Genomic DNA, 25,448 nt, shown 5'->3' with positions numbered 1-25,448 from the left:
TTCATCGCCTGTAACATGTGACCCTGTCGACCCGCATCCATCCCCGTAACCGGGTATGTGCTTGGCATGCTCGACGATACAAAGTGGATACATTTATCAGGTTCAGGAACCCCGTCATGACCCAAAAGCAACGTTTGAAATATTCGATTCTGATTTCCCTTGTGGTGCTGGGGACGATGTTTGGCCTGTCCTACCTGCAGAACACCGGGGTTATCAGCGAGAAGACGTTCCAGTACATCGCCATTGCCGTGGCGGTGACCGTGGTGGTGATCAACGGCATCATGCGCCGCAAGGTCAAGCCTAACTTCTGAGGCTGACTCAGGCGCGGCTGTCGAGCACTTTGGCAGCCTCTTCGTGGAGGCTGTAGCTTTTATCCGCATTGAGGGTGATCACGCCCTCGCTGCACAGGCGCTTGAGCACCTCACGCACGCTGAGAAACGACAAAGGAATGCCCAGCTCCAGCAAATGGCTGTGCACGCCGCGTACGCCCAGGGTGCGCTGGTTGTCGGCAGCGGTGAGCAGGGCGTCGATGACCTTCAGCCGAATCAGGCTGGTGCGCAAACCGAAACACTTGAGCAAATGGCGAATACGCTGGTTGCCTTGCTGTTCGGGCGCTTTGCCGAACGCTTGTGCGCCGCCGCCGAAATTGGCATCGGCGGCAGGTGTGTGTCCGTCCGTGGGCAGTTGCGAGTTGTACATGCAAAAAACTCCTTATCAGAGCCTGATCAGGAAAATGATGGCGCTCTTATCTAATAAGACGAACGAGCGAGCAAAATCATGAAGTGCCGGATGTAGAAATTTTGTCGGTATCCGATTTGTCACAGCGCCGATGACAAAAATAGATACCGCTCGCGACTAAATCACTCCCGATATTTTGCGTCCTTACGGTGGGGTAGTTGCCCCCAGTGAGGGTGTTCAATATGACTGTGGAGTCGATGTGATTATTTTCAACAGGGTAACCAGGGCGTGTGTTACGGGGGTATTGCTGGGCCTGAGCCTGGCAGCCTGTGTGGGTCAGCCTGTGTCACAGACCTCGGCGGATATCCGTCGCACCACCTACGGCGTACCGCATATTCGCGCCCATGACGAACGTAGCCTGGGCTACGGCATCGGCTACGCGTATGCCCAGGACAACCTGTGCCTGCTGGCCAATGAAGTGGTCACCGTGAATGGCGAGCGCGCCAGGTTTTTTGGCCCGGAGCAGGCCACCCTGGAAGAGCGCAACAACCTCGCCAGCGATGTGTTTTTCACCTGGTTAAATACACCGGATGCAGTCGCTGCGTTCTGGAACGCCCAGACACCGCAGATCCAGCAGCGCATTGAGGGCTACGTCGCGGGCTACAACCGTTATCTGAAAGAGCAGGGCGCTCCCGCACAGTGCCAGGCGGCGTGGGTGCGCCCGCTCGTGGCGCAAGACCTGGTCAAGCTGACTCGCAGATTGCTGGTGGAAGGCGGGGTCGGCCAATTCGCCGAAGCGCTGGTGGGCGCCACACCGCCTCAAGCCACGGCCAGTGCGCAGCCCGGTGTAAAAGCCTTTGAGTTGGCCGCGGCCAATCAGCAGCGCTTCAGCTTCGACCGTGGCAGCAACGCCGTCGCCGTAGGTCGTGATCGTTCGTTTAATGGTCGTGGCATGTTGCTGGCCAACCCGCATTTCCCGTGGATGGGCGGCATGCGTTTTTACCAAATGCACCTGACCATTCCCGGCCAACTCGACGTGATGGGCGCAGCCTTGCCAGGCTTGCCGGTGATCAATATCGGCTTCAACAGGCATGTGGCCTGGACCCACACGGTCGACACCTCCAAGCATTTCACCCTGTACCGCTTGACCCTGGATCCCAAGGATTCGACGCGCTACCTGCTCGACGGCAAATCCATTCCCCTGGAGAAAACCACGCTGACGGTGCAGGTCAAGCAAGCCGACGGCAGCCTCAAGGCCCAGCCGCATACCGTGTACAGCTCACAGTTCGGCCCGGTGGTGCAATGGCCCGGCAAGCTCGATTGGGACAGCCACTACGCCTTTAGCCTGCGCGACGCCAACCTGGGCAATGACCGCGTGCTGCAGCAGTGGTACGCCATGAACCAAGCCACTAGCCTCAAAGCACTGCAAACCTCGGTGCATACGTTGCAAGGTATCCCGTGGGTCAACACGGTGGCCGCCGACGACCAGGGCCAGAGCCTGTACATGAACCTGTCGGTGGTGCCCAACGTCAGCGCCGCCAAACTCGCGCAATGCAGCGACCCACGGGCCGGGCTGCAGCTGATCATGCTTGACGGCGCCCACAGTGCCTGCGCCTGGGATATCGACCCGCGTGCCGCGCAGCCCGGCATCTTCGCCGCCGACCAACTGCCGCAACTGCAGCGCACCGACTACGTGCAGCACTCCAACGACTCGGCGTGGCTGGCCAACCCCAAGGCGCCGCTCACCGGTTTCTCGCCGGTGATCAGCCAGGACCATATCGCGCTTGGCCCACGTGCCCGTTTCGCCGTGCAACGCCTGCAATCCCTGAAGAAGCAACCGATCAGCGTGGCCGACCTGAAAAATATGGTCATGGACAACGAGGTTTACCTCGCCGGCCAAGTCATGCCCGATTTGCTGGCGTTCTGCGCCAAACATCTGGGCGCTGACGCTGTGGCCTTGCAGCCACTGTGTGCCAGCCTGAAAGCCTGGGACCAGCGCGCCAACCTCGACAGTGGCCTAGGCCTGGTGCATTTCATCAACCTGTTTGAGCACCTGCAGCAACTCCCCGACGCCTGGCGCGTCGCCTTCGACCCGGCCCAACCCCTGACCACGCCGCGTGGCCTGGCCATCGAGCGCGAGCCGGTCGCCAAGGCCCTGCGCGAAGCCATGCTGGCTTCTACCGCAGACGTCAGCAAACTCGGCCTGACCCGCTGGGGCGATATTCAAGTCTCGGGCCACATTCCCATCCACGGCGGCCCGCAAGAACTGGGCGTCTACAACGCCATGCAAACCATGCCCCGCGCCGACGGCAAACGCGAAGTGGTCAGCGGCAGCAGCTACCTGCAAATCGTCACCTTCGACGACAACGGCCCTCACGCCCTTGGCGTGCTGGCATTCTCCGAATCCAGTAACCCTGAATCGAAATACTCAAAGGACCAGACCCAAGCGTTTTCAGAGAAAAAACTGCGCCCGCTGCCCTTCACCGACGCCCAGATCAAGGCCGACCCGCAGTATCAACAACTGCTCATCAAGGAGTAGGGCAGGCGTGCAACCCCTTGATGCCAATACGAAATATTTTTGAAATCAAGGGGTTGCAGGCAAAAGCAAATGAGTACATAATGGCGCCCATCGAACGCAACGAAGCATTAAAAACTTCAATGTATTCAATGAGTTAGAGTAGAGGCAGGGTTTTATAGCCCACTCAAGTTTTTATGCGGTGAATGTCGGTAGTAAGGGCATTGATCGTTTGAGGCCGAGTAGCAAAATGGTTATGCAGCGGATTGCAAATCCGCCTACGCCGGTTCGATTCCGACCTCGGCCTCCACTCTTGAAAACCCCGTAGATTAACGTCTACGGGGTTTTTTATTGGTTGGAATTTAATACGTATTCCCAGCACTTGGGATGTATTGCTCGACATTTGAGCCGATAATCAGGGATTTATCGGGCTCGTTTTCTCCAGCGCGTCATTCACTAGAAGCTGCGCACTTTCAATCAAGTGGGCCAATCCGAATGTTTGGAAACGCTGCGAACCACTCGCGGTGATTGCTTGTTCATTAGCCATTACCGACGCCGATATCAGAAGCTCACAAGCATTCACTAATGCTTCTTCTGAACTCAAGTCTGGCCTCACTTTGAATACACTGGTGGGAAGGTCTTCATCAACTGTGCGTGTTTTCATGAATGAGACTCCAATGTGCGATTAATTGAGTGTGCATTCACAGCCGAATGCCACTGCGCAGCACTGATTTTTGCTTCAATAACTCGGTAGTTTCGATGTGTAGAAAACATCCTCTTTATCCTCAGAAAATTAAGAGGCCACCACCGCCGTTGCGACACGGGTGGGTGGTGGACCGTGCGAGGGTCGCAAACCAGTCTCTGAGGAAACCGGCCGGGCAAAAGCCCGCCTCACACGGTCCACCATAGATGCAGTGAGCAGGCACAAAAAAAGCGCCTGCTACAGAGCTATGGCGCTACCGCGCCTCAGATTACTTCAGGTTGCGACACCCGGCCACAGGATTTACTGCGACGGCGAATCCTAGCCAAATAGCTTCCTATGGCTCAACCTCGTCAGGCTGTGGGAAATGTCCGAAGCTAGACTGGGCGGCGCCACAACATTCAAAATCTCTGCTGTACCGGACAAGATGAGGCCAGGCCCTGAAAACTCTGGGTCCCTATTGCCACGAACCCATTCCTCCAATGAGCACGAGCCCATGTCAAACACCGCCGGCATGTTCACACGACAGTTCTTCCACGGCACCCGCGCTGATCTAGAGCCAGGCGATATGATCCGTGTCGGCTACCCGTCGAACTTCACGCAAGGTAAACCGCTGTCCTGGGTTTACTTTGCGGGCACCCTGGATGCCGCCATCTGGGGCGCGGAGCTGGCGCTCGGCGATGGGCGCGAGCGGATTTATGTCGTAGAACCAACGGGGTCAATAATGGATGACCCGAATGTGACGGATAAGAAATTCCCCGGTAACCCCACGCTGTCCTATCGTTCCTCAGAGCCTCTGCGAGTGGTGGCTGAGGTGACGAAATGGCAAGGGCATCCGCCTGAACGGTTGCAGCAGATGAAAGACAACCTCGCCCGTTTAAAAGCGCAAGGTCGCGATGTCATCATCGACTGACCGAAGAGCAGACGCTGTTATCAGCCCAGGTCGTACTCGGCCCTGTTAATGCGTTGTTCCTTAACTTCTTCGGCATACCCTCCGAGCTTTGCCTGCTGAGCGGTCAGCAAAGCGCCTATCCTCATCAGCGCTACCGCCTCGGCAGGGGTTTTAGCGTTGGCCGCCATGGCTGTCAGCTCAACCACCGACCACCCGATAACCGCCGCCGCATCCTCAAGGTCATAAAACAGCTCTTGCTGGGCCGTCCTCGGCCCATCGAGGCCTTGTATCAGGTCTTCCATCGCGTTCCCCGCCTGAGGTTTCCTCAGCAACATTCCCCGCACAATCATGCCGTTGCGGCTATCAGCCACATCGGCAACCTTTGCGCTTACTTGCCCCCGGTCACGTCAAGAAACGTCCCAGTAATAAACGAAGCTTCATCACTGGCCAGCCACAATATGGCCCGCGCCACTTCTTCAGGTTGTCCGCCGCGGCCCATGGGGATCGAGTCCCGCACCCGATCCACTCGGCCAGGCTCGCCGCCGCTGGCGTGCATGTCGGTGTAGATGTGCCCCGGGCGGACGCAGTTTACGCGGATGCCGTCCCGTGCGACTTCTTTAGCGAAGCCGATGGTAAAGGATTCCAAAGCGCCTTTTGAGGCGGCGTAGTCGACGTACTCGTTCGGGCTGCCAAGGCGGGCCGCGCCGGATGAGATGTTGATCACCACGCCACCGGCGCCGTTGTAGCGATGGGACATGCGTTTGATGGCGTGCTGTGAGCACAGCATTGGGCCAATGGCATTCACCGCAAAGACACGTTGCATCCGTGCGAAGTCGAGGTCTTCCAGGCGCGATTGCAGCCCCAGTATCGCCGCGTTGTTGACCAGCACATCAATGCGGCCAAATTCTCGGTCGATGGCGGCGAAGAGTGCGGCGACTTGCTCCGGCTCAGCGCTGTCGGCGCGTATTGCCAGCGCGCGACGCCCGGCTGCTTTAACGTCTTCGGCCACGGCGTGGGCGGCGGCTTCGTCCGACACGTAGCTGATTGCTACATCGTAGCCGCGTGCGGCGGCCAATCGCGCAGTGGCGGCGCCGACGCCACGGCTACCACCAGTGATCAGGATGACGGGGGAACTCATAGGGTGGACCTCTATTTTTGGACAGGAATGGGCGGCCTCAGCCGATGAGTACAGTGCCGAGGGCAATCACCGCACAGGCTAGAAACTTGCGCAGTGTGAGTGCCTCGCCGAGAAACCAATAACCGATCAGCGCCGCAAACAACACGCTGGTCTCGCGCAATGCCGACACCGCGCCCATGGGCGCATAGGACATGGCGTAGATGATGATCGCGTACGCCAACAGCGAGACCAGCCCGCCGCTTAAGGCCGTGATGAAACCCGGTCGCACGCTGAATAAGCTGCGCGCCCCGCGAAGGCCGATGTACACCATGGGCATCAATACGCCCCATAGTGCGCACATCCACACGGTATAGGCCAATGGCGCGCCAGACAGGCGTGCGCCAATGCCGTCGGTCACGCTGTAGGCAGCGATGAAAACCCCGGTACCCAGCGCGTAGGGCAGGCTGGGAACCGCAAACCTGCGCTTGTGAAACGCCAATGAAATGATGCCGCCAGACACTAACGCAATGCCCAGCATCGCGTTGACACTGACGGTTTCCCCGGCGAACACCGACGCCGCCAGGGTAATCAGGATGGGCGAGGAACCCCGGGAAATCGGATAGGTTTGCCCCAGGTCGCCCACCTTGTAGCTGCGCACCAGGAACAGGTTATAGCCCACATGCAGCACCGCCGACAGCACGGCGTAGACCCAGCTGGCTGCGGCAGGCGGGGCCAGGAACACAGCAATGAGTGCGCTGGCGATGGCCACCGCCACGCACATGAGGGTCATCGACCACAGCCTGTCGGCGCCGCCACACAGCAGTGCGTTCCAACTGGCGTGCAAGAGGGCGGCGAACAGGATGAGTAACACGATATGAAAAGGCATGCGCCATCCTAGGCAATGGCGCGCCGGCATTAAAGCGAAGTCCCTTCATCCTGCCATGAACAAAACCTCATGCCTTACCCGTAGCTTTGTTGCGCCTCGCTCGACTCTTTCAGCAGCCACTCGCGAAAACTCACGACGTGAGGCTGGGATTCGATCCCCTTGGGGCAGACAAAATAGTAGGCGACCGGCGAGGCGAATGGCACCTCAAACAACCTGACCAAACGGCCGTCGCGGATTTGCGCTTCGACGTGCCCGCTGCGCGCCAGTGCAATGCCCTGGCCCAATAGTGCCGCTTCGATGGTCATGTTGGTGTCGGCAAACCGCACGCTTTCCTTGAGGGCGCCAATGCCGATACCGACCTGTTGAAACCATGCCTCCCACTTCGGCACCAGGTCTGCGCCGTCGCGGGTCAGCAATGGATAGCGCAACAGTTCGGCAGGCTCTTGTGGGGTGCCAAAGCGGTGCAGGAGGTCGGGGCTGGCCACGGGGAAAATCTGTTCCCTGAGCATGAATTCCGAGTGCAGGCCGGGATAGTTGCCATTGCCCAGGCGGATTGCGACGTCTGATTCCGCCGTGGAAAACTTGATGGCGGTGTCGCTGGTCTCCAGCGTGATCAAAATTTCCGGGTGCAGCTGTGACAGGCTGGGCAACCTCGGCAGCAGCCATTTGAGCGCGAAGGAGTAGGTGGTACTGACCTTGAGCCGCACCCTGCCTTTTTGTTCTCTCAGATCGGACAGGGTGGCTTGCAGGTTCATGAAAAACTCACGCACGATGGGCGCAAGCGCGGCACCGGCCGGCGTCAGTGTTAACGACTTGCCGCGCTGGAATAGCTGCAAGCCCCAGATGTCTTCGAGGTGTTTGAGCTGATGGCTGACGGCACTTTGGGTCACGTGCAGCTCTTCGGAAGCCGCGGTGAAGGTGGCATGCCGGGTAGCCACTTCAAAGGCACGCAAGGTCGCAGTGGGCGGTAAGTCTCTCATCGCAGGGAAGTCGGTGGCCATGAATGAAGGTTCATGGTAGTTGATTTGCACGCGATCGCCTGCTCACAGTGTCCACCCAAGCCCCAACGCCTTATGCAGCGAGGCAAAATCCTTGAGCAGCTCTGCGTCGCCGGATATCCGACTCTCCTGCGCCTGATAGCGCGTGCGTTCAGCATCCAGCCAATCCAGCGTACTTGCGGTGCCTGCGCGATAGCGCTGGCGCGTCAGGTCCGCCGCACGCACGGCGGAAGATTCAACATTGCGCAGCAGCACCACGTTCTGGCGCTGATGGCCGTATCGCGCCAACGCCACGTCCGCATCCCGCAACGCACTCAATACCACGCTCTTGTACTGCGCAAGCGCCTCATCACGCCCGGCCTCGGCACCTTTGACGCTGGCGGCAACGCGGCCGAAATCCAGTGCGTTCCAGGTGATTCGCGGCAGGATCAGCCACGTGCCGTTGTCCTTGCGCGCCAGGTGCCCAGGGTCGCCGGCCGAGAACGACAGGTCACCCATGAGGCTTAGTTTGGGAAACCAATCAGCGGTTTTTTCGCCGATCTGCGCATTGCTCGAGGCTAATTGACGCTCGGCCCTGCGGATGTCGGGCCTGGCCTTCAACAGCGCGGCTGGGTCGGCAACCGGCACGGCGGCGGGAATGGCGGGCAGGGCACGCACGGTGGCGAGTTGGCCATCCAGTTCGCCAGGTTCCAGGCCACAGAGCAACCCGAGTTGGTCGAGGGATTCGACGATGGCGGCTTGCAGTGGCAGGCGTTGGGCCTGGGTGTTTTCGGCCTGGGTGAGCACTTGTTCCAGTTGCAGCTGTGAGGCCACGCCACGCTCGCGGCGTTGCTGGGTCAGGTCCAGGGCCTGGTTTTCAATCTCGACGCTGGCGTCTACCAGCGCCAGGCGCGCTTGCTGGTCGCGCAGGTCGGTGTAGGCCTGGACGATTTCGGCCGCCAGTTGCACCTGGGCATCCGCCAGTTGGGCTTGTGAGGCGTCGGCTTCTGCCTGTGCGGCTTCGACTGCGCGGCGGGTGCCGCCGAACAGGTCGGCTTCCCAGCTGGCATCGAAGCCTGCGAGGTAGAGGTTTAACGGGCCACGGCCGCCGCCACTGTTGCCGCCCAGCGCGGAGGTGTCCGGTGAGCGCAATTTAAGCATCGCCGCGTCGCCGGTAACCTTGGGCAGCGCGTTGGCTTGCGCGCCGCCGAGGCTGGCGCGGGACTGCCGCAAGCGCGCCTGTGTCGTGGCGATGTCCGGGCTGTTCTGCAGGGCTTGTTCGACCAGCGTGTTGAGTTGCGTGTCGCCCAAGGTTCGCCACCACTGCGCGACAGCCGGCGCGTTTGGCGCGGAGCTTTGGGCATGCGGCAAACGCCCGGCTGCGAGGGTTTTTGGCGCGACATCGGGCGCACCGTGATAGTCCGGGCCGACGGTGCAGGCGGACAGCAGGCCGACGGTCAAGAGCAGGGGAAGGGTGCGAGGAGTCATCGTTGTACCGTGCGCTTTTTCAGGATGAAGATCAGGGGCAGGCACGCCAGCATCGCGAGTCCCAGTACATAAAACGAGTCGTTGTAGGCCATTACCGAGGCCTGCCGCGCTATGTCGTTGGCGAGTTGGGCAAACGCCTGCAACTGCGATGTGGACGCATCGCCGGTTTGCGCGAGGTAACTGGCAGCGCTGCTGGCCATGTGATCCTGGGCCAATTGGCTGTTGGCCTGGATACCTTCGCGCAGCGTGTCGTCATGAAAGTGGCTGCGCCGGTCCATCAGCACGCCAAGCAACGCCAGGCCGATAGTGCCGCCGAGGTTGCGCGACATGTTGTAGAGCCCGGCGGCGTCCCCTGCGTCGCGGGTGTCGACCGAACGCATGGACAATTGGCTCAGGGGCATCATCACCAGTATCTGCCCGAAACCGCGCAGCAACTGCGACCAGACAAAATCATGCCCGACACTGTCGGCCGTCAATTGGGTGTCGACAAAGCAGCTGGCCCAATACAGCAACAGCCCGGCACCGACCATCCAGCGCAGGTCGTAGCGGCCGAGCATGCGCGGCAGAATCGGCATCAGCAGGAAGGCTGGAATCCCCGACAGCAACATGATCGAGCCCGACTGCTGGGCGTTATAGCCGGAAAGGATGCCCAGGAACTGCGGCACCAGATACGCCGTACCGTAAATCCCGGCGCCGACGGCGGTGCCGATCAACAGCACGCTGCCAAAACTTTTGTTGAGCACCAATTGCAGGCGCAGGATCGGCGTGCTCGACCTGAATTGCCCAACCGCAATCAGGAAGAAACCGGTCACCGTGGCGATGCTCAGCCAGCAGATCAGCAGGGAATCGAACCAGTGCTCGCGCTGGCCTTCTTCAAGCACCACCGTGAGCGAACTCAGGCCCATGGCCAGGCCGAGGATGCCCAGCCAGTCGGCGCTGATAAAACGTTGCAGGTTCATGCGTTCAGTGGGCAGGCCAGTGATCAGCAAGGTGATCAGGGCGATGCTGATGGGCAGGTTGAGAAAGAAGCACCAGCGCCAGTTGATGTTTTCCGTGAGCCAACCGCCGATGACCGGGCCGAGCAAGGGGCCGAGGATCACCGTCATGCCGAACAGTGTCGTGCCGATCGCCAACTGGTGTGGCGGCAGGCGCGTGCGCACGATGGTTTGCGCGGTGGGGATCATCGCGCCGCCGGCAAAGCCCTGGCCTATACGCCCGGCGATCATCGCACCGAGGCTGGTGGAGAGGCCGCAGAACATCGAAAAGGCGGTGAACATCAAGGCGGTGCCGATCAGGAATCGGCGCAACCCGAACACACGCGTCAGCCAGGCGGCGAGGGGGATCATGACGATCTCCGACATCAAATAGCCGGTGGCGATCCACGTGCCTTCAGTGCCGGTGGCGCCGATTTGCCCCTGGATCTGCGGGAGTGCCGAGTTGGTGATCGACACGTCCAGCGTCGCCAGCAAGGCGCCGAGTGCGCCGGCAGCGACGGCGATCCAGTCGGTCAGCGAGGCGTTGCGCGGTTTTTCTGCGACCACCTCGGCCGTGAGTGCCTCAGCCATGATTGGCGTCCGCGGCGTGGGTGCGGGTGTCGACTTCAACGGTCGCCGACAAGCCCGGCATCAACGCCGCTCGTACGTCATCCGGCACATCCAGGGCAATACGCACCGGCACGCGCTGCACGATTTTGGTGAAGTTGCCGGTGGCATTCGACGGCGGCAGCAGCGCAAATTGCGCGCCGGTGCCGGGCGAGAGGCTATCGATATGGCCCTGCAGGTCGCGACCGGGCAGGGCGTCCACGTGCACGGTGACGGATTGGCCGGGGCGCATCGCACCGATCTGGGTTTCCTTGTAGTTGGCGGTGAGATAAATCGCGCTGATCGGCACCACCGTCAGCAAGCGCGTGCCGGGCTGTACGTACTGGCCGACACGCACGCCACGATCGGCCACGCGACCGTCGAGCGGGCTGCGGATCACGGCGTCATCCACGTCCAATTGGCTCTGCGCTTCGCTGGCCTTGGCCACGCCGAGTTGCGCCTGGGCCTGTTTGAGTTGCGCTTCAAGCGTGCCGTAGCGGGTCTGGCTGGAGCGCAAGGCCGCCTGCTTGGCCGCCACGGTGCTGCGCGCTTGGGCCAGTTGGTTGTTCAGTTGCGCCAGGCGTTCTTCCGGTTCGGCGCCGGAGCGTGCCAACGGGGCGTAGCGGGCGACCTCGGTTTGCGCGTGTTTCGCATCGGCTTCGGCGCCTTGCAGCTGGGCGCGGGCTTCGGCAATGGTCGAGTCCTGTTGCACCAGGTCGGCCTGGGCCTTGGCGTAGTCGGCGTTGCGCGCGGCAATCGTCGCCGAGGCTTCGTCGCTCACGGCCTGGTATTTGCGTGCATCCAGGCGTACCAGCACGTCACCGCGTTTGACGTTCTGGTTATCGCCCACCAGCACGTCGGCGACATAGCCGTTGATCTTTGGCGCCACGCTGATGCTGTCGGCTTGCAGATAGGCATCGTCGGTGGTCTCGATAAACCGCCCGGTGAGCCACCACCAGGCGGCCCAGCCCAGGCCGACCAGCAGCGCGACGGTGGCAATCGTGAGCAGTATGCGTCGAGCCTTGCCGCGTTGGCCGTTGACGGTGTCTTCAGGAATGACCTGAGGGGAGGGAGGTGCAGCGGACATCGGGTCACTCCGGATTTATAGCAGTTGGAATAAATTCCATTTTTCGCGAATTTTTGTCAACTGGTATATTTTGGTCCGGTATTCGAAAGGAGCTGCACATGGCACGACATAAACCTGCCGCCGAAGGTGGTTATCAGCGTGGCGAAGAAACCCGTGCGCGTATTGTCGAGGCGGCGGTCGTGGTGTTCGGCGAGCGCGGCTACGACCGCGCGTCCACGCGCGACATCGCCACGGCAGCCGGGGTCAACGCACCGGCGATTCAGTACTACTTTGATGGCAAGGAAGGCGTGTACCTGGCGTGTGTCGAGCATTTGATCACGTTGCTTTGGCGCAAGATGGGCCCTTGCGTGGAAGCTGCAGAGAACGCGCTGGCCGACCTTGAGGCCGAGGATAAAACCTTGATCGACGTGTCGTTGGGTATCCTCGGCACGGTCGTGTCGACTATCCAGGACAGCCCGCAGACCACGGCCTGGCGTGCATTTCTTGATCGCCACCAAGCGGGCCTGTGCCCGGAAAGCGCCACTAGCGCATTTGAAGACCGCTTCAAGGCGCGCATCGGCCGGGTCATCCGCCAACTGATCGCGCATTTGTCGGGTTTTGCCGTAGAGGACGAGCGCACGGTGATTCACTCAATGGCGCTATTCACCCAAGGTCTGGCGTTCCGGGTGCAGAAACCCAAACTGCTCGAAGCGCTGAAGTGGACAGAGGTGAGCCAGAAGGAGATGGAAATCGTGCAGGAGGTGGTGCTGACACAGGCACGCTTTACGCTTGAAGGGCTGGTGAGCCTGCGAGATAGGCGCGCTACCTCAGACGACAGTCATAGACCGCAAATATCTGCGTGATGCGGTAAACATCAATTCAGGCAAGCGCCGAAACGTGCGACCGACCAGGGCGCCGACACCACCGCCGCCGCCGAAGTACGACTGATGCCGGCCGGGAAGGCAGCGGAAAATGCGGCGAAAATCAGCCTGCCGTTGTGAAATGTTGTGAAGCATGGGGAATGGCCCTTTGCCCATGCTAACGTCCGCGTCGGGGTATCGTCAGCACGACGATTTCATTCGTTCCATTGAGGGAGCAGCGCCGATGTCTACTACCGTAACGCCCGCGTCTGGCGGGTCGAACACGCCAAAGTCCTCGCCGTCCACGTTCGACGACAAATTGAACATTGCCAAGTCCAGTAAGGTAATTGCCGATTACATGCGCCAGACCGGCAAGTCGGCCATTACCAAGCAGGAGCTGACGCAGTTGGCCAACAATGCTTCAGGCAAGGTGCCCACCGACGTTTCCGATGCGGCCAAGTACATGGAAAAACACCCGGATGTGTTCACTGCCATCGAAACCCACGATGTCGCCGGTGCCGACAACTTGTCCGGCGTGTGGAACTTCGATTGGGCGGCCAACGGTGGGCTCAAGGGCACGGCGACCGACGCCATCGCAAAAATGCAGGACACGTTCGACCTGGCCATCGCCAAGTCTGCGCAGATCACTGAAATTTCAACGGCCAAAAAAGCCGAACTGGACTCGACCAAGCAACGCCCGCAAAACTGAGTGACGTACTTTGCCAGCCAAGATAAACGGTTCCCGGCGCGTTATCGGGAACTGTTTTAAACCGGTTAGGCGGGGTTATTTGTTGTAGATATCGTGCAGGATCAGACATTCAAGCGTCGCCACCATCACACAGAGCCCTAAAAAACCGCGTGTGAATACCCTACGTGGCTTTTCATACGTGAAGCCCAAGTCGCTGCCAAAGGGCACCAGCAGTACAATCAGTAAGAACCTGATGACCTTCATTCCCTGTCCTTTTGTGATGCGTTCAGCACGGATTCAAGCGCAGTGAGCAAGTATACCGGCCAGTGAAAGCAATCCCATCGCCACTGTCGGAGAAACCTTGATGCTTGTGATCGTCGGCGTGCTTGCCACCGTTGCGTTGTGGGTGTGGTGGACCTACCCACGCGTTGGCAATGTGCTGTTTGAGCTGATCGCCTGGGTGGAAGCACGGCGGTCTCGTTTGAAGGCCGTTACCCTGCCGATCAAGGGCATGACGCTCGCAACTTACCAAGGCGGCCGCGGCCATGCGCCAGCCCTGTTGCTGTTGCACGGTTTCAGCGCGGACAAGGGCGTCTGGCTCGGGTTTGCCCGGCATTTTGTAGATGACTACCGGGTGATCATCCCGGACCTTGCCGGCCACGGTAAAAATACCTTTGTGCCGGGTGGCGACTACAGCATTGCGGCGCAAGCGCGGCGGATGGTGGCGTTGCTGGATGCGTGCCATATCGACAAAGTGCACGTGATTGGCAGCTCCATGGGCGCGTATGTCGCCAGCTGGTTGGCCACCCATCACCCGGAGCGGGTGTTGTCCCTGGGCTTGATTGGGGCCGCGGGGGTGAACCTGCCGCAACCCAATGAAGTGGAAGAATTGGTCAACAGGGGTGATAACCCATTCCTGATTCGTACACGTGCGCAGTTCGACCGTTTTTTTGCCATGACCATGGCCGCGCCACCGTCTATACCCGAGGTATTGCTGGCGGCTGAGGCGCAAAGCTATATCAAGCGGCGTGATGAGCTGGCGGAGATTTTTGCGAATTTTTCCGACAGCCCGCGCATTGAACCCTGGCTGCCTGAGGTGCGCGTGCCGAGCCTGATTCTATGGGGCCGCGAGGACCGCATGGTGCCCGTCGCCAGTGCGCACACCTGGCTCGCGGGCATTCCCCATGCACGGCTGGTGATTCTTGACGGCATAGGGCACCTGCCGATGGTGGAGTCTACGCAGCAAACCGTCGACCACTGCCGTGAACTGCTCGACAAGGCCAAAGTGTATTCCTCGATCCGCCCTTAGCTGTACGGGGCGAATGGCGCCAGAACCCACTACTGTCGCAGGCATACCACTGCCGTTCGGATGCCGCGCCATGTTCATGTCCACCAGCCTGCTGTCAGCCTTTGTGCTTTTCGCCTTTGTGTCCTCGATCACCCCAGGGCCCAACAACACCATGTTGCTGGCGTCGGGGGTGAACTTCGGGTTTCGCCGCTCGATGCCTCACGCGCTGGGGATCAGCATAGGCTTCATGCTGTTGGTGATTTCGGTAGGCCTGGGCCTGGGCGAAGTATTCAAGGTGTTCCCGTGGGCCTACACGGTGCTGCGTTATGTCGGCGCGGCCTACTTGTTGTACCTGGCGTGGAAAATCGCCACCGCAGGCGGCATGTCCGACAGCAGTGATGCGCACGCCAAGCCCATGACGTTCCTCGGCGCGGCGGCGTTCCAGTGGGTCAACCCCAAAGCATGGATCATGGCGTTGGGCGCGATCACCACCTATACGCCGGCTGAGGGTTATGTGACCAATGTGCTGGTGATTGCCCTGGTGTTCGCAGTGGTCAATTTGCCCAGCGTGTGTGTCTGGGTGGGCTGTGGCACCGGCCTGCGCAATGTGCTGCGCGAACCGCGCCGGGTCAGGGTGTTCAACGGCTCGATGGCGGCGTTGTTGGTACTGTCGCTGTACCCGATGCTCTTCAATTGAAGCAGTAGCCGGTTGCCGACATTGACGGGTTTTGGCGGGCTATTGCATGCTCGGCGCCATATGCCTGGCCGGCAACCCGATCACGTAGCCGATCGGCACTCACCTCAATCAAACTTCATCTCGACCCGGCCAAGGGCTCGCTGCCGACCCATAAAGTCATGGAACTGTTGGCCGGCCAATATGGCGACCACCAGCGCCTGGCCGATGTACACGGCTCACCCGAGGACATCACGCGGTTTCTGCTCAGTCATGCCAGTGCCCTGCGCACCATCGCGATCAGCGAATTGGCGGCGCAGGCAGCGGGCACCTTGGCGGATTTCGAAATGGTGACGTTCTGCTGAACTGGATCAGACCGGCGAGATAGTCGCCAGCAAGCCAATGCCGATGGTCAGCACCAAAAAGCCGAACAGGAAAATTGCCATCTTGGTCATAAGGCCTCCGAAGGGAAGGGGCGACAGGAACCTTCCTGCCGCACTCGACAAGGGTGTCGGGAATGCGCCCATTGTCCGCCCCAGACCGTTTTCGATACAGACGCAGATGGCAAAGAAAAAACCGTATCAGATGGGGCGTGAAGCCTTGAACAAGGGCTTGGCAAGCGCGCGAGTTTATGAAGATCAGCGCTTAACGCCCGCGCGTAGAGGTGTATGGGCAAGCCTTAATGTAATCTTCATCGGCAAGCGTGAATGTTTCAAAAAATGACCTCGGCCAGCGTAGAGCCTGCTCTGCGCCGCCTTTGCAGTGCGAGGATGTATGCGAAGTCTGTTGAGCAAATACCGTTACGCCATCCTTTTCTGGCTGTGTTTTGGCGTGTTCCGCACCTCCTTGGCCGACTGGAACCCGATCCCCTCCGGCTCCATGCGCCCGACCCTGGTGGAAGGCGATGTGGTGCTGGTGAACCGCGTCGCGTATGACCTCAAGGTGCCGCTCACGGATATTTCACTGCTCAAGCTGGATAACCCGCAGCGCGGTGACGTGGTGACCTTTTCCTCGCCCAAAGACGGTGTGCGCTTGATCAAACGTATCGTCGGCATCCCTGGTGACACGCTGCAAATGAAGAACGAGGTGCTGTGGATCAACGGCGTGCCGGCCACCTACTCGGATGAGCAGGCCATCAACGAGCCCCTTGTGCCAGGCCAGTCTGTGCCGGGTATCAAGCTGACTGAGCAGGTGAACACCAGCCGGCGCACCGTGCAATTCATGCCGGTGGTGCGTGCGCTGCGGGATTTCGGCCCCGTCGTGGTACCCGCCGACAGCTACTTCATGTTGGGCGATAACCGCGACAACAGTGCAGATTCGCGCTACATCGGCTTTGTGCCGCGCCGCCTGCTGATCGGGCGCGCGCACCATGTGCTGGCTTCGGCGCAGATCCTGGATAACTGGATGCCACGATTTCGCCGATTTGGTGCCGCAATCCTCTAAGATGGCGCCCACTGCATCAACAATAAGAGTGGGCTAAGCCTCGATGGAAAGACGCCAGTTCAGCGGTGGCATGCAAGGCAAGAACCTGCGCTACCTCAATGAAACCCCACAGCAGCCGGCCGCCGCCACGCGTGTCGGCTTTTTGCTGCTTGAGCACTTCTCCCTGCCCGCGTTCACCCAGACCCTCGACACCCTCATCACCGCCAACCTGCTGCGCCCCGAACTGTTCGCCACGCGTACCTTCGGCTGCGGCGATGGCGAGGTCATCAGCGACCTGGGCCTGGTGATCCGCCCCGACGCGCGCCTGGAACTCTCAGCGCTGTGCGAGCTGGAGTTGTTGGTTATGTGCGGAGGTTTTCGCACCGAACTCAAAGCCGGCGATGAACTCATCCAGCTGTTGCGCGCCGCCGCCGAACAGGGTGTCAGCCTCGCCGGCCTGTGGAATGGCGCGTGGTTCCTGGGCCGCGCCGGGCTGTTGCAGGGCTACCGCTGCGCGATTCATCCGGAACATCGCCCGGCGCTGGCGGAAGTCGCCAAGGCTGCCCAGGTCACCAGCGAAGCCTTTGTGATCGACCGTGACCGCCTCACGGCCTCCAGCCCCTCGGGCTCCTTCCACATGGCCCTGGACTGGATCAAGGGCCTGCACGGCAAGGCCCTGGTCGAAGGTATCGAAGATATCCTGTCGTTCGAAGAGTCGCGTTACCGGCGCATCAAACCCACGGAAAACGTCTGCGTCAGCGCGCCACTGCGTGAAGTGGTCAAGCTGATGGACGCCAACCTCGAAGAGCCCCTGGAACTGGACCAACTTGCGGTTTACGCCGGCCGCTCCCGACGCCAGCTGGAGCGGTTGTTCAAGGAGCAGCTGGGCACCACGCCGCAACGCTACTACATGGAGTTGCGCGTCACCGAGGCGCGGCGTTTGCTGCAGCACACCGAGCTGTCGCAAGTGGATGTGCTGGTGGCGTGCGGGTTTGTCTCGCCAAGTCATTTCAGTAAGTGCTATAGCGCGTATTTCGGATATCGCCCCTCCAAGGAGAAGCGGTTGGTCAAGTAGCATGGGCACGGATGGCTTTTTACCGGACGAATACTTACCAAGGAGTGCCGATGTCTATAACGCTTTCAGATCGCTACCGCGGCAGTTTGCTGGGTTTGGCATGTGGTGACGCCGTTGGCACCACGGTTGAATTTATGCCACGCGGTTCGTTTACGCCGCTCACGGATATGGTCGGCGGCGGGCCGTTTAACCTTAAGCCCGGCCAGTGGACGGACGACACATCGATGGCGCTGTGCCTGGCTGAAAGCCTGCTGCGCAAGGGTGGTTTTGACCCGAAGGACCAGATGGGCCGGTATCTTAACTGGTGGAAATGGGGCTACTTGAGTTCTACCGGAGACTGCTTTGATATCGGCATGACCGTGCGTGAGGCATTGGCACGGTTCGAGGGCAGCGGCGACGCATTTTCGGGCTCTACCGATCCGTATTCTGCCGGCAATGGTTCGCTGATGCGCCTTGCTCCGGTGGTGCTGTTGTTCTTTCCCAACCCGGAAACCGTGCGTAAGTTCGCCATCGAAAGCTCCCGCACGACTCACGCGGCCCAGGAGGCAATCGAGTGCTGCGTGGTGCTGGCGCAAGCCATCAGCAATGCCTTGAGCGGCGCCTCGAAGAATGCAGTCTTGCAGGTCTCTGGATCAGGCCTGACTGCGCCTAAAGTGCTGGCTATCGCAGCCGGCGAGTACCAGCACAAATCCCGCGATGACGTTGTCGGTTCCGGGTATTCCGTGGCCTCTCTGGAGGCTGCGTTCTGGTGCTTCCAGCACACCGACAGTTTTGCCGAAGCTGTGCTCGCTGCGGCGAACCTCGGTGATGACGCAGATACCACGGCCGCTATCGTGGGGCAGTTGGCGGGTGCCTACTACGGCGTTCAAGGCATTCCGGCAGGATGGCTGGAGACGCTATGGATGCGCGAGGAGATTCAGCAGATGGCTGATGATTTATTGGCTGCATCCCAGGCCCGCTGCTGAATACTCGCAACTCACCGTTTTTTCAGAATCGATCCAAGCGATACGACGCAAACGCAGGTAGCCCGGAAAACACCGGAGTTTCAGCGGCCAACTGCGCGACCATTTCCGCCGTCACCGCCGCTTGCGTCAAACCCAAATGCTGGTGCCCAAAGGCGAGCAACACCTTGCCGTCGCACACCCGGTCGATGATCGGCAGCGAGTCAGGCAGGGAAGGCCGAAACCCCATCCACGGCGTGGCGTCTTGCGTGCTGAGGTCGTGGCGAAACAGTCCCTGGCTCAGCCGGTGCAGTTGCCAGGCACGTCTCATGTTTGCCGGGCGTTCGAGCCCGGAGAATTCCACCGTGCCGGCCAGGCGCAGGCCGCCGGCCATGGGCGTCATGATGAATTTGCGCTCGAATGAGGTGACGGCAAAGGGCAGGCGCTGTGGCTCCTGGGGCAGCATCAAGTGATAGCCGCGCTCGGTGTCCAGCGGCACTGTTTTGCCGGTGAGTGCCGCGGTGAGTTTGGCCGAGTGTGCGCCGCAGGCGATCAGCACCTGGCGTGCAGTGAGGGTGCCTTGATCGGTCAACAGCGACACCCCATCTGGCGTGAGGCGCGCGTCCACGACGCGCTGCTTGAGAAACTGCACACCTTCGGCCCTGGCGGCCTCAACCAGTTCGCAGACCACGTGGTACGGGTCGAGAAAATGCCCGGTGCCGGGGAAAAACAGCCCACCTTGTACCGCGTCGCTCAACTGCGGCGCTGCTTTGCGCACATCACTACTTGACCAGAGCGCCACCGGCACGTTTTGTTGCCGCATGCGCTGTTGCAAGGCCTCAATGGCCTCACGCGATTCGGCGCGCTCAAACACCAACAGCGAACCGTCTTCGCGCAATAACTGCGCGCGGTCAATGGAGTGCAGCAAGCGTTGCCAGGCGCCGAGGCTGCTTTCATTCAGCGCCCGAATACCCGCGACCGTGCGCCGGTAGTTCGCCGGGCGCAGGTTCAGCAACAGGCGGACAAACCAGGGCAGGGCGCGGGGCAGGTATTTCCAGTCCAGGCGCAGCGGGCCCATCGGGTCCATCAGCATCGCGGGCAGGCGCTTTAGAATCGACACATCGGCGATGGGAAACACCTGTTCGGTCGCCAGGTGCCCGGCATTACCGTAGGAGGCGCCGTTGCCGGGCGCTTGCGCGTCAATCACCACCACGCGCTGGCCCTGTCTTGCCAATTGCAGGGCGCAGGCCACGCCGATAATGCCGGCGCCGACCACGACGATATCGCCAGTGTTGGAATCGGACATGGCCTAGGCCTCTCTCTGGCCGTCGAGCAAGCGCCGTAACCGCAATGGGTTGCCCTGTTGCAGGGCGTCGGGCAGCAGGCTGTCGGGGAAATCCTGATAACACACCGGGCGCAAGAACCGCAGGATCGCCGCCGTGCCGACCGAGGTGCTGCGCGAATCCGAGGTGGCCGGGAAAGGACCGCCGTGGACCATGGCGTCACAGACTTCCACGCCGGTTGGCCAGCCGTTCACCAGCAGGCGGCCGGCTTTGCGTTCGAGCACCGGGAGCAAGGCTTTGGCGTGTGCCAGGTCATCGTCATCCAGGTGCAGCGTGGCGGTCAGTTGGCCTTCCAGGTGTTCCGAGACCTGGCGTACTTCTTCGTTATTGGCGCACACAACCACCAGCGAAGCGGCGCCGAAGACTTCCCCTTGCAGGTGTTCATCGGCCAAAAACGCCTTGGCCTGGGTCACGAACAGGTGCGCCTGGCCTTGATTTGGGCCAACGGACGCCGCGCCGGTGGCGACAACCTGGGCATGCTCTGTCAATGCACCGACACCGGTTTGGTAAGCGCTGAAAATACCTGGCGTCAGCATGGTCTGCGCCGCACACCCTGGCAGCAACTGGCTCGCCTTGGCAATAAAGAGCTCTAGTGCGTTGCCTGCGACGGCAATCACCAGGCCTGGGTTGGTACAGAACTGCCCAGCGCCTTGGGTCAACGACGCCACAAACCCCTGCGCCAAGTCTTCGGCCCGTGCCTGCAACGCCGCAGGAAACAGATACACCGGGTTGATCGAGCTCATCTCGGCGTACACCGGAATTGGCTCCGGCCGTGCCTGCGCCGTCTGGGTCAACGCCATGCCGCCGCTGCGCGAGCCGGTAAAACCGACGGCCTTGATGCGCGGGTCGGTGACCAGCGCAATGCCCACCTCGCGACCGGAGCCGTACAACAGTGAAAATACGCCTTCCGGCAAACCACAGGCGTTGACGGCCTTGGCCACCGCACGCCCGACCAGCTCGCTGGTGCCCGGATGCGCACCGTGGGCCTTGACGATCACCGGGCAACCGGCCGCCAGTGCCGAAGCGGTGTCGCCGCCCGCCACCGAGAACGCCAGCGGGAAATTGCTTGCGCCGAACACTGCCACCGGCCCGAGTGGCACGTGGCGTTGACGCAGGTCCGCACGCGGTAGCGGTTGGCGCTCAGGCTGCGCCGTATCGACGCGCACATCCAGCCATTCACCGGCACGCACGGTACGCGCGAAGCTGCGCAATTGCCCGCAGGTGCGGCCGCGCTCACCTTGAATACGCGCGCGCGGCAGGCCGGTTTCGGCCACGGCGCGGTCGATCAACGCATCGCCGAGGGCTTCAATGGCGTCGGCAATGGTTTCAAGGAACGTGGCGCGATCTCCCAGTGAGGTTTCGCGATAAGTGTCGAACGCCGCCCACGCCAAGGCGCATGCCTGTTCGACATGCGCGCCATGGCCACCGCCGTACGCAGGTTCCAATGGCGTGTCGGTGGCGGGATTGATGGCCCGGATCGCTTCGCGATCGCCGGAAATTGCTTGCTGACCGATCAGCATCTTGCCCGTCAGAGTCATGGGGTCGTCCTGCAAAAAAGAGGGTTGGCCGCTGTGACCACCACAGCGGCGCGCACGGGTCAGGCCAGGTTCTGCTCGGCCGACCAGTTGGCGTACCACTGGCGGAACAGCGCGTACTGGTTTTCCGCATAACGGCGTTGCGCATCGCTGAGCACGTCAGTTTCATTGAAGTGCAGGGCGTAACCCTGGTCGCCGTTGAGCACCATCAGGTGCTTGTAATACAGCACCAGGTCGCAGCCTTCGTCGAAGGACGACAGCACGCCCAGCGCGGCTTCCAATTCGCGCGCCAGGCGCCGTGCCTTGGCGTCGCCTTTGGCGGCTTGTTTGCTCAGGGCCACCAGTTGCAGCACTTCGCGGGGCAGGGCGTTGCCGATGCCGGTGATGGCGCCGGTGGCGTTGCAGTTGACGAAACCGTGCACCACTTGGGTGTCGACACCGACCATCAGCGTGACGTTATCGTCCTGGAAGGTGATGTTTTCCGCCGCGTAACGCAAATCGGCGCCGCCGCCGAACTCCTTGAAGCCAATCAGGTTCGGGTGTTCGCGGCGCAGTTCGAAGAACAAGTCGGCGCGGGTGGCAAAGCCGTAATACGGGCTGTTGTAGATCACCGCCGGCAAGTTTGGCGCGGCCTTGAGGATCGCCGCGAAGTGCGCCTTTTGCGCGGTGGCCGAAGCACCACGGGAGAGCACGCGCGGGATCACCATCAGGCCATGGGCACCGACCTTGGCCGCATGCGCCGCGTGGGCCACCGCTTCGCGGCTGTTGACGGCGCCGGTGCCGACGATGGTCGGCACACCGGCTGCCACCAGGCGTGCTACGCCTTCCTGGCGTTCGGCTTCGGTGAGCAACGGCCAGTCGCCCATGGAGCCGCAGTACACCACGGCGCTCATGCCGATATCGATCAGCTCGCGGCCCTTGGCAACCAGCGCGTCGAAGTCCGGCTTGCGTTGCGGTGTGCACGGGGTCATCAGTGCGGGGATGCAACCGGTGAAGATGTTGTCGCTCATTGTTCTAACTCCAGCGTTCAGTTAAATACGGCCCGGGCTCAGATGCCCCAGGCGAAAGGGTCCTGTTCGTCGATCAGCAAGGTGCTGTCGGCGGTCATATAGGCGCGGCCGGTGATGAACGGGCGCACGCGTTCGCCGTCCCATTCATAACGGCCCTGGAATTGGCTGCCGGTGATGCTGGCTTGCACCCAGGTTGCGCCGGGGGCGAGTTTGCCGTCGGCGGCCAGGCACGCGAGCTTGGCGCTGGTGCCGGTGCCGCACGGCGAGCGGTCGTAGGCTTTGCCGGGGCACATCACGAAGTTGCGGCTGTTTGCGTGCGGGTCGTCTGCGAACAGCTCGACATGGTCGATCAACGCGCCATCGGCACCGTGAATACCTTGCTGTTCCAGGGCCTTGAGCATCGCCCAGGTGTAATCAGTCAGGGCTTCGACGTTGTCCATCTCCAGGGTTTGCCCGTGCTGCGAGACCAGGAAGAACCAGTTGCCGCCCCAGGCGATGTCGCCGTGGACCACGCCATGGCCGGGCACGTCTACCGCCACCTGCTGGCGGTGGCGGTAGGCGGGCACATTGCGCAGAGTCACGGCGCCGTCTTCATGTAACGTCGCCGCGACTGGGCCGACCGGCGTGTCGATGCTGTGCACGCCGGGCTGGATGCGCCCCAGGTGATGCAAAGAGGCGACCAGCCCGATCGTGCCGTGGCCGCACATGCCGAGGTAACCGGCGTTGTTGAAGAAGATCACCCCACAGGTGGCGCCGGGCGTGACCGGCTCGCAGTACAGCGCGCCGACCAGTACATCATTGCCACGCGGCTCCAGCAGGCAGGCGCGGCGCCATGGGTCGTGCTCGGTGCGCAGGTTCTCCAGTTGCTCGGCGATGGTGTTGCCTGAAAGCGTGGGAAAACCGTCCAGCACCAGGCGCGTCGGTTCGCCGGCGGTGTGGGAGTCGATAACGTGCAGGCGCTTCATATGACGCTCCATTCAGTGAGTGGCCGGGGACAAGGGCGCGTTGTGCTGGGGCTCGCTGACGGCTTCGCTTTCGTCATCTTCGTGTTCCAGGCGCACAAGGTGTGCAGGCACGCCGGTGGCGGCGCCCCAGTAGTAGATGCCCAAGGCGCAGACCGCGACCACCAGCGTGTCAAACGGGTGGCTGAGCACGCCGATGCCGCCGAAGCTGCCGAGCTTGGAGAGCAGGATGGTCACCGCGTAGAAGCCGATCAGCCACGCCGACGAGCGCACTTGCTGCTTGATAGTCAGGTGCGCGGTCGGCACCCAGCGCGCGCAGAGCAGGTAAATCACAAACATCAGAATTTGCAGGCCGAGCAGCCACGACACGGTGCTCCAGCCCGACCAGTACACGATCAGCGCGGCGATGATGAACGACAGCGGGCCGAGTACCGCCATGCCCTTGACCCGGAATGGCCGCGCCATTTGCGGTGCATTGCGGCGCAGCGCGGCGACGGTCACCGGGGCCACGGCGTAGCTCAGGATCAACGCGGCCGACACCACATTGATCAGCGCTTCCCAGGACGGGAACGGCAGGGTCCAGAACACCGACAGGCCAAAGGTCAGCCACAGCGCCGGGCGCGGGATGCCGGATTTTTCATCGATACGCGTGAAGATCTTGAAAAACGTGCCGGTCTGCGCCCAGCCATACACCACGCGCGGGGTGGCATTCATGTAGATATTGCCGCAGCCGCTGGGCGAGATCACCGCGTCGGCCACCACCAGATACGCCAGCCAACCCACGCCCAGCGCCAGCGCGATATCACGATAAGGCAGCGCGAGTTCCTTGCTGATCCCGGCCCAACCGTTGGCGAGCATCTCGGTCGGCACGCCGCCAAGGAACGCGGTTTGCAGCAGCACATAGATGGCGGTCGAAAGCAGCACGGAGAGGATCAACGCAATTGGAATCGTGCGTTGCGGGTTCTTCACTTCACTGGCCACCGAGATGATCGGCGTGAGGCCCAAGTAAGCGAAGATCACCCCACCGGCCGATACCGCCATCTCAATACCCGACAGCCCGAACGGTGCAAAACCCTGCACCTGGAAGTTCGCCGGTTTGAAGAAGGTGAACAGCACGCCAATCACCAACAGCGGCACGATGAACTTGAACACGCTCACCAGGTTATTGGCGATGGCGAAGGTTTTCACACTGCGATAATTAAGGATAAAGAACAGGCACAGCAGCGCGAATTGCACCAGCCAGCCGAGGGTGGTCGGGTCGCTGGAACCGGCCTTCGTCAGTTCGGGAAACCAGGCCGCTGCGTATTGGCGCGAGGCGACCACTTCAATCGCCACCAGGCTTGAGAACGCAATCAGCGTGATAAAACCCATCAAGTAGCCCAGCAGCGGGCCGTGGGAATACACCGGGTAACGCACCACGCCACCGGCGCGGGGCAGGGCGGCGCCAAGCTCGCAGTAGACGATGCCGAGCAACAGCACGGCGAAACCGCCGATCAGCCAGGAAATAATCCCGGCCGGCCCGGCGATGGCGGACACGTGACTGGCCGCGAACAGCCAGCCCGAACCGAAGATGGCGCCCAGCCCGATAAAGGTGAGGTCCATCAGTGAAAGTTGTTTCTTGAACTTGCCTTGAGCAGACATGGCGGCGCCTTCTTGTGAGTTATTGGATAGGCAGGTAGTGGCGCTATCCTGAACCCATCAACGGCGTGGGGATTGATGTTTTGCGCGTGTGGTGATGACGAATTCGGCACA

26 protein-coding genes and 1 tRNA gene are annotated in these 25,448 nt (G+C 61.2%); 13 read left to right on the top strand and 14 right to left on the bottom strand.

Annotated features, from left to right (window positions below):
• The first annotated feature begins 116 nt into the window (after window positions 1-116).
• Window positions 117-311, top strand: coding sequence for a hypothetical protein (locus L8I05_RS07635; protein ID WP_053255884.1), 195 nt, complete (start codon window positions 117-119; stop codon window positions 309-311).
• Between the two features lie 7 nt (window positions 312-318).
• Here the strand turns inward: L8I05_RS07635 and L8I05_RS07630 are convergent, their stop codons facing one another.
• A complete protein-coding gene (locus tag L8I05_RS07630) occupies window positions 319-699 on the bottom strand; it encodes a fe2+ zn2+ uptake regulation protein (RefSeq protein WP_242167983.1) in 381 nt (126 codons plus the stop codon).
• A gap of 238 nt (window positions 700-937) precedes the next feature.
• Here L8I05_RS07630 and L8I05_RS07625 point away from each other — a divergent pair, with 238 nt between their 5' ends.
• Window positions 938-3,217, top strand: coding sequence for an acylase (locus L8I05_RS07625; RefSeq protein ID WP_242167981.1), 2,280 nt, complete (start codon window positions 938-940; stop codon window positions 3,215-3,217).
• Between the two features lie 212 nt (window positions 3,218-3,429).
• A tRNA-Cys gene (locus L8I05_RS07620) sits at window positions 3,430-3,503 on the top strand.
• Window positions 3,504-3,608: 105 nt separating this feature from the next.
• On the opposite strand, the gene L8I05_RS07615 is transcribed toward L8I05_RS07620, so the two are convergent.
• Complete coding sequence (locus L8I05_RS07615) at window positions 3,609-3,857, bottom strand: DUF3077 domain-containing protein (protein WP_242167979.1); 249 nt, start codon at window positions 3,855-3,857, stop codon at window positions 3,609-3,611.
• 532 nt (window positions 3,858-4,389) lie between these two features.
• On the opposite strand from L8I05_RS07615, the gene arr reads away from it, so the two are divergent.
• Window positions 4,390-4,806, top strand: a complete 417-nt coding sequence (arr, locus tag L8I05_RS07610; protein ID WP_242167977.1) for an NAD(+)--rifampin ADP-ribosyltransferase — start codon at window positions 4,390-4,392, stop codon at window positions 4,804-4,806.
• Between the two features lie 20 nt (window positions 4,807-4,826).
• Here the strand turns inward: arr and L8I05_RS07605 are convergent, their stop codons facing one another.
• The 7 genes from L8I05_RS07605 to L8I05_RS07575 all read right to left on the bottom strand — a co-directional run bounded on the left by L8I05_RS07605 (window position 4,827) and on the right by L8I05_RS07575 (window position 11,920).
• On the bottom strand, window positions 4,827-5,087 hold the full coding sequence (locus L8I05_RS07605; protein ID WP_242168409.1) for a hypothetical protein: 261 nt from the start codon (window positions 5,085-5,087) through the stop codon (window positions 4,827-4,829).
• A gap of 86 nt (window positions 5,088-5,173) precedes the next feature.
• Window positions 5,174-5,923: a glucose 1-dehydrogenase gene (locus L8I05_RS07600; RefSeq protein WP_242167975.1), complete on the bottom strand. Its 750-nt coding sequence runs from the start codon at window positions 5,921-5,923 to the stop codon at window positions 5,174-5,176.
• Between the two features lie 37 nt (window positions 5,924-5,960).
• Window positions 5,961-6,788, bottom strand: a complete 828-nt coding sequence (locus L8I05_RS07595) for a DMT family transporter (RefSeq protein ID WP_242167973.1) — start codon at window positions 6,786-6,788, stop codon at window positions 5,961-5,963.
• A gap of 74 nt (window positions 6,789-6,862) precedes the next feature.
• The gene (gene gcvA, locus L8I05_RS07590) at window positions 6,863-7,768 is read right to left on the bottom strand and encodes a transcriptional regulator GcvA (RefSeq protein WP_242168408.1); all 906 of its coding nucleotides are present in this window, start codon (window positions 7,766-7,768) and stop codon (window positions 6,863-6,865) included.
• Between the two features lie 63 nt (window positions 7,769-7,831).
• Window positions 7,832-9,253: an efflux transporter outer membrane subunit gene (locus L8I05_RS07585; protein ID WP_242167971.1), complete on the bottom strand. Its 1,422-nt coding sequence runs from the start codon at window positions 9,251-9,253 to the stop codon at window positions 7,832-7,834.
• Complete coding sequence (locus L8I05_RS07580) at window positions 9,250-10,818, bottom strand: DHA2 family efflux MFS transporter permease subunit (protein ID WP_242167969.1); 1,569 nt, start codon at window positions 10,816-10,818, stop codon at window positions 9,250-9,252. Before L8I05_RS07580 ends, L8I05_RS07585 begins: the two co-directional genes overlap by 4 nt.
• Window positions 10,811-11,920 carry an HlyD family secretion protein gene (locus L8I05_RS07575; RefSeq protein WP_242167968.1) on the bottom strand — a complete coding sequence of 370 codons (1,110 nt, stop codon included), beginning with the start codon at window positions 11,918-11,920 and terminating at the stop codon, window positions 10,811-10,813. Before L8I05_RS07575 ends, L8I05_RS07580 begins: the two co-directional genes overlap by 8 nt.
• A gap of 98 nt (window positions 11,921-12,018) precedes the next feature.
• On the opposite strand from L8I05_RS07575, the gene L8I05_RS07570 reads away from it, so the two are divergent.
• The 9 genes from L8I05_RS07570 to L8I05_RS07530 all read left to right on the top strand — a co-directional run bounded on the left by L8I05_RS07570 (window position 12,019) and on the right by L8I05_RS07530 (window position 18,870).
• On the top strand, window positions 12,019-12,762 hold the full coding sequence (locus tag L8I05_RS07570; protein WP_242167966.1) for a CerR family C-terminal domain-containing protein: 744 nt from the start codon (window positions 12,019-12,021) through the stop codon (window positions 12,760-12,762).
• 241 nt (window positions 12,763-13,003) lie between these two features.
• Window positions 13,004-13,468 carry a hypothetical protein gene (locus L8I05_RS07565; protein ID WP_159956273.1) on the top strand — a complete coding sequence of 155 codons (465 nt, stop codon included), beginning with the start codon at window positions 13,004-13,006 and terminating at the stop codon, window positions 13,466-13,468.
• A gap of 343 nt (window positions 13,469-13,811) precedes the next feature.
• Window positions 13,812-14,756 (top strand): alpha/beta fold hydrolase, encoded by a 945-nt coding sequence (locus tag L8I05_RS07560; RefSeq protein WP_242167963.1) that lies wholly within the window; start codon window positions 13,812-13,814, stop codon window positions 14,754-14,756.
• Window positions 14,757-14,826: 70 nt separating this feature from the next.
• Window positions 14,827-15,432, top strand: coding sequence for a LysE family translocator (locus tag L8I05_RS07555; RefSeq protein ID WP_242167960.1), 606 nt, complete (start codon window positions 14,827-14,829; stop codon window positions 15,430-15,432).
• Between the two features lie 158 nt (window positions 15,433-15,590).
• Window positions 15,591-15,773 carry a hypothetical protein gene (locus L8I05_RS07550; RefSeq protein ID WP_242167958.1) on the top strand — a complete coding sequence of 61 codons (183 nt, stop codon included), beginning with the start codon at window positions 15,591-15,593 and terminating at the stop codon, window positions 15,771-15,773.
• A 43-nt stretch (window positions 15,774-15,816) separates the two neighbouring features.
• Window positions 15,817-16,131: a hypothetical protein gene (locus tag L8I05_RS07545; RefSeq protein ID WP_242167956.1), complete on the top strand. Its 315-nt coding sequence runs from the start codon at window positions 15,817-15,819 to the stop codon at window positions 16,129-16,131.
• A 51-nt stretch (window positions 16,132-16,182) separates the two neighbouring features.
• Window positions 16,183-16,851 (top strand): signal peptidase I, encoded by a 669-nt coding sequence (gene lepB, locus L8I05_RS07540; RefSeq protein ID WP_242167954.1) that lies wholly within the window; start codon window positions 16,183-16,185, stop codon window positions 16,849-16,851.
• A gap of 70 nt (window positions 16,852-16,921) precedes the next feature.
• Window positions 16,922-17,905 (top strand): GlxA family transcriptional regulator, encoded by a 984-nt coding sequence (locus L8I05_RS07535; RefSeq protein WP_242168406.1) that lies wholly within the window; start codon window positions 16,922-16,924, stop codon window positions 17,903-17,905.
• Window positions 17,906-17,955: 50 nt separating this feature from the next.
• The gene (locus L8I05_RS07530; RefSeq protein WP_242167952.1) at window positions 17,956-18,870 is read left to right on the top strand and encodes an ADP-ribosylglycohydrolase family protein; all 915 of its coding nucleotides are present in this window, start codon (window positions 17,956-17,958) and stop codon (window positions 18,868-18,870) included.
• 22 nt (window positions 18,871-18,892) lie between these two features.
• On the opposite strand, the gene L8I05_RS07525 is transcribed toward L8I05_RS07530, so the two are convergent.
• From L8I05_RS07525 to L8I05_RS07505, 5 genes are read right to left on the bottom strand one after another with little or no spacing between them, the layout of a single operon-like run.
• The gene (locus L8I05_RS07525) at window positions 18,893-20,152 is read right to left on the bottom strand and encodes an FAD-dependent oxidoreductase (protein ID WP_242167950.1); all 1,260 of its coding nucleotides are present in this window, start codon (window positions 20,150-20,152) and stop codon (window positions 18,893-18,895) included.
• A gap of 3 nt (window positions 20,153-20,155) precedes the next feature.
• Complete coding sequence (locus tag L8I05_RS07520) at window positions 20,156-21,727, bottom strand: aldehyde dehydrogenase (NADP(+)) (protein ID WP_242167947.1); 1,572 nt, start codon at window positions 21,725-21,727, stop codon at window positions 20,156-20,158.
• Between the two features lie 59 nt (window positions 21,728-21,786).
• A complete protein-coding gene (locus L8I05_RS07515) occupies window positions 21,787-22,734 on the bottom strand; it encodes a dihydrodipicolinate synthase family protein (RefSeq protein ID WP_242167945.1) in 948 nt (315 codons plus the stop codon).
• Window positions 22,735-22,772: 38 nt separating this feature from the next.
• Window positions 22,773-23,699, bottom strand: a complete 927-nt coding sequence (locus tag L8I05_RS07510; RefSeq protein ID WP_242167943.1) for a 4-hydroxyproline epimerase — start codon at window positions 23,697-23,699, stop codon at window positions 22,773-22,775.
• Window positions 23,700-23,711: 12 nt separating this feature from the next.
• The gene (locus tag L8I05_RS07505) at window positions 23,712-25,337 is read right to left on the bottom strand and encodes an APC family permease (RefSeq protein WP_242167941.1); all 1,626 of its coding nucleotides are present in this window, start codon (window positions 25,335-25,337) and stop codon (window positions 23,712-23,714) included.
• Window positions 25,338-25,448: the final 111 nt, after the last annotated feature.

Source organism: Pseudomonas sp. MONT-RG-20F-20-E-7-02 (assembly GCF_022662395.1).
GTDB lineage: Bacteria > Pseudomonadota > Gammaproteobacteria > Pseudomonadales > Pseudomonadaceae > Aquipseudomonas.
The sequence above is the reverse complement of the archived record's forward strand: the minus strand, read 5'-3'. Positions and strand labels throughout refer to the sequence as shown.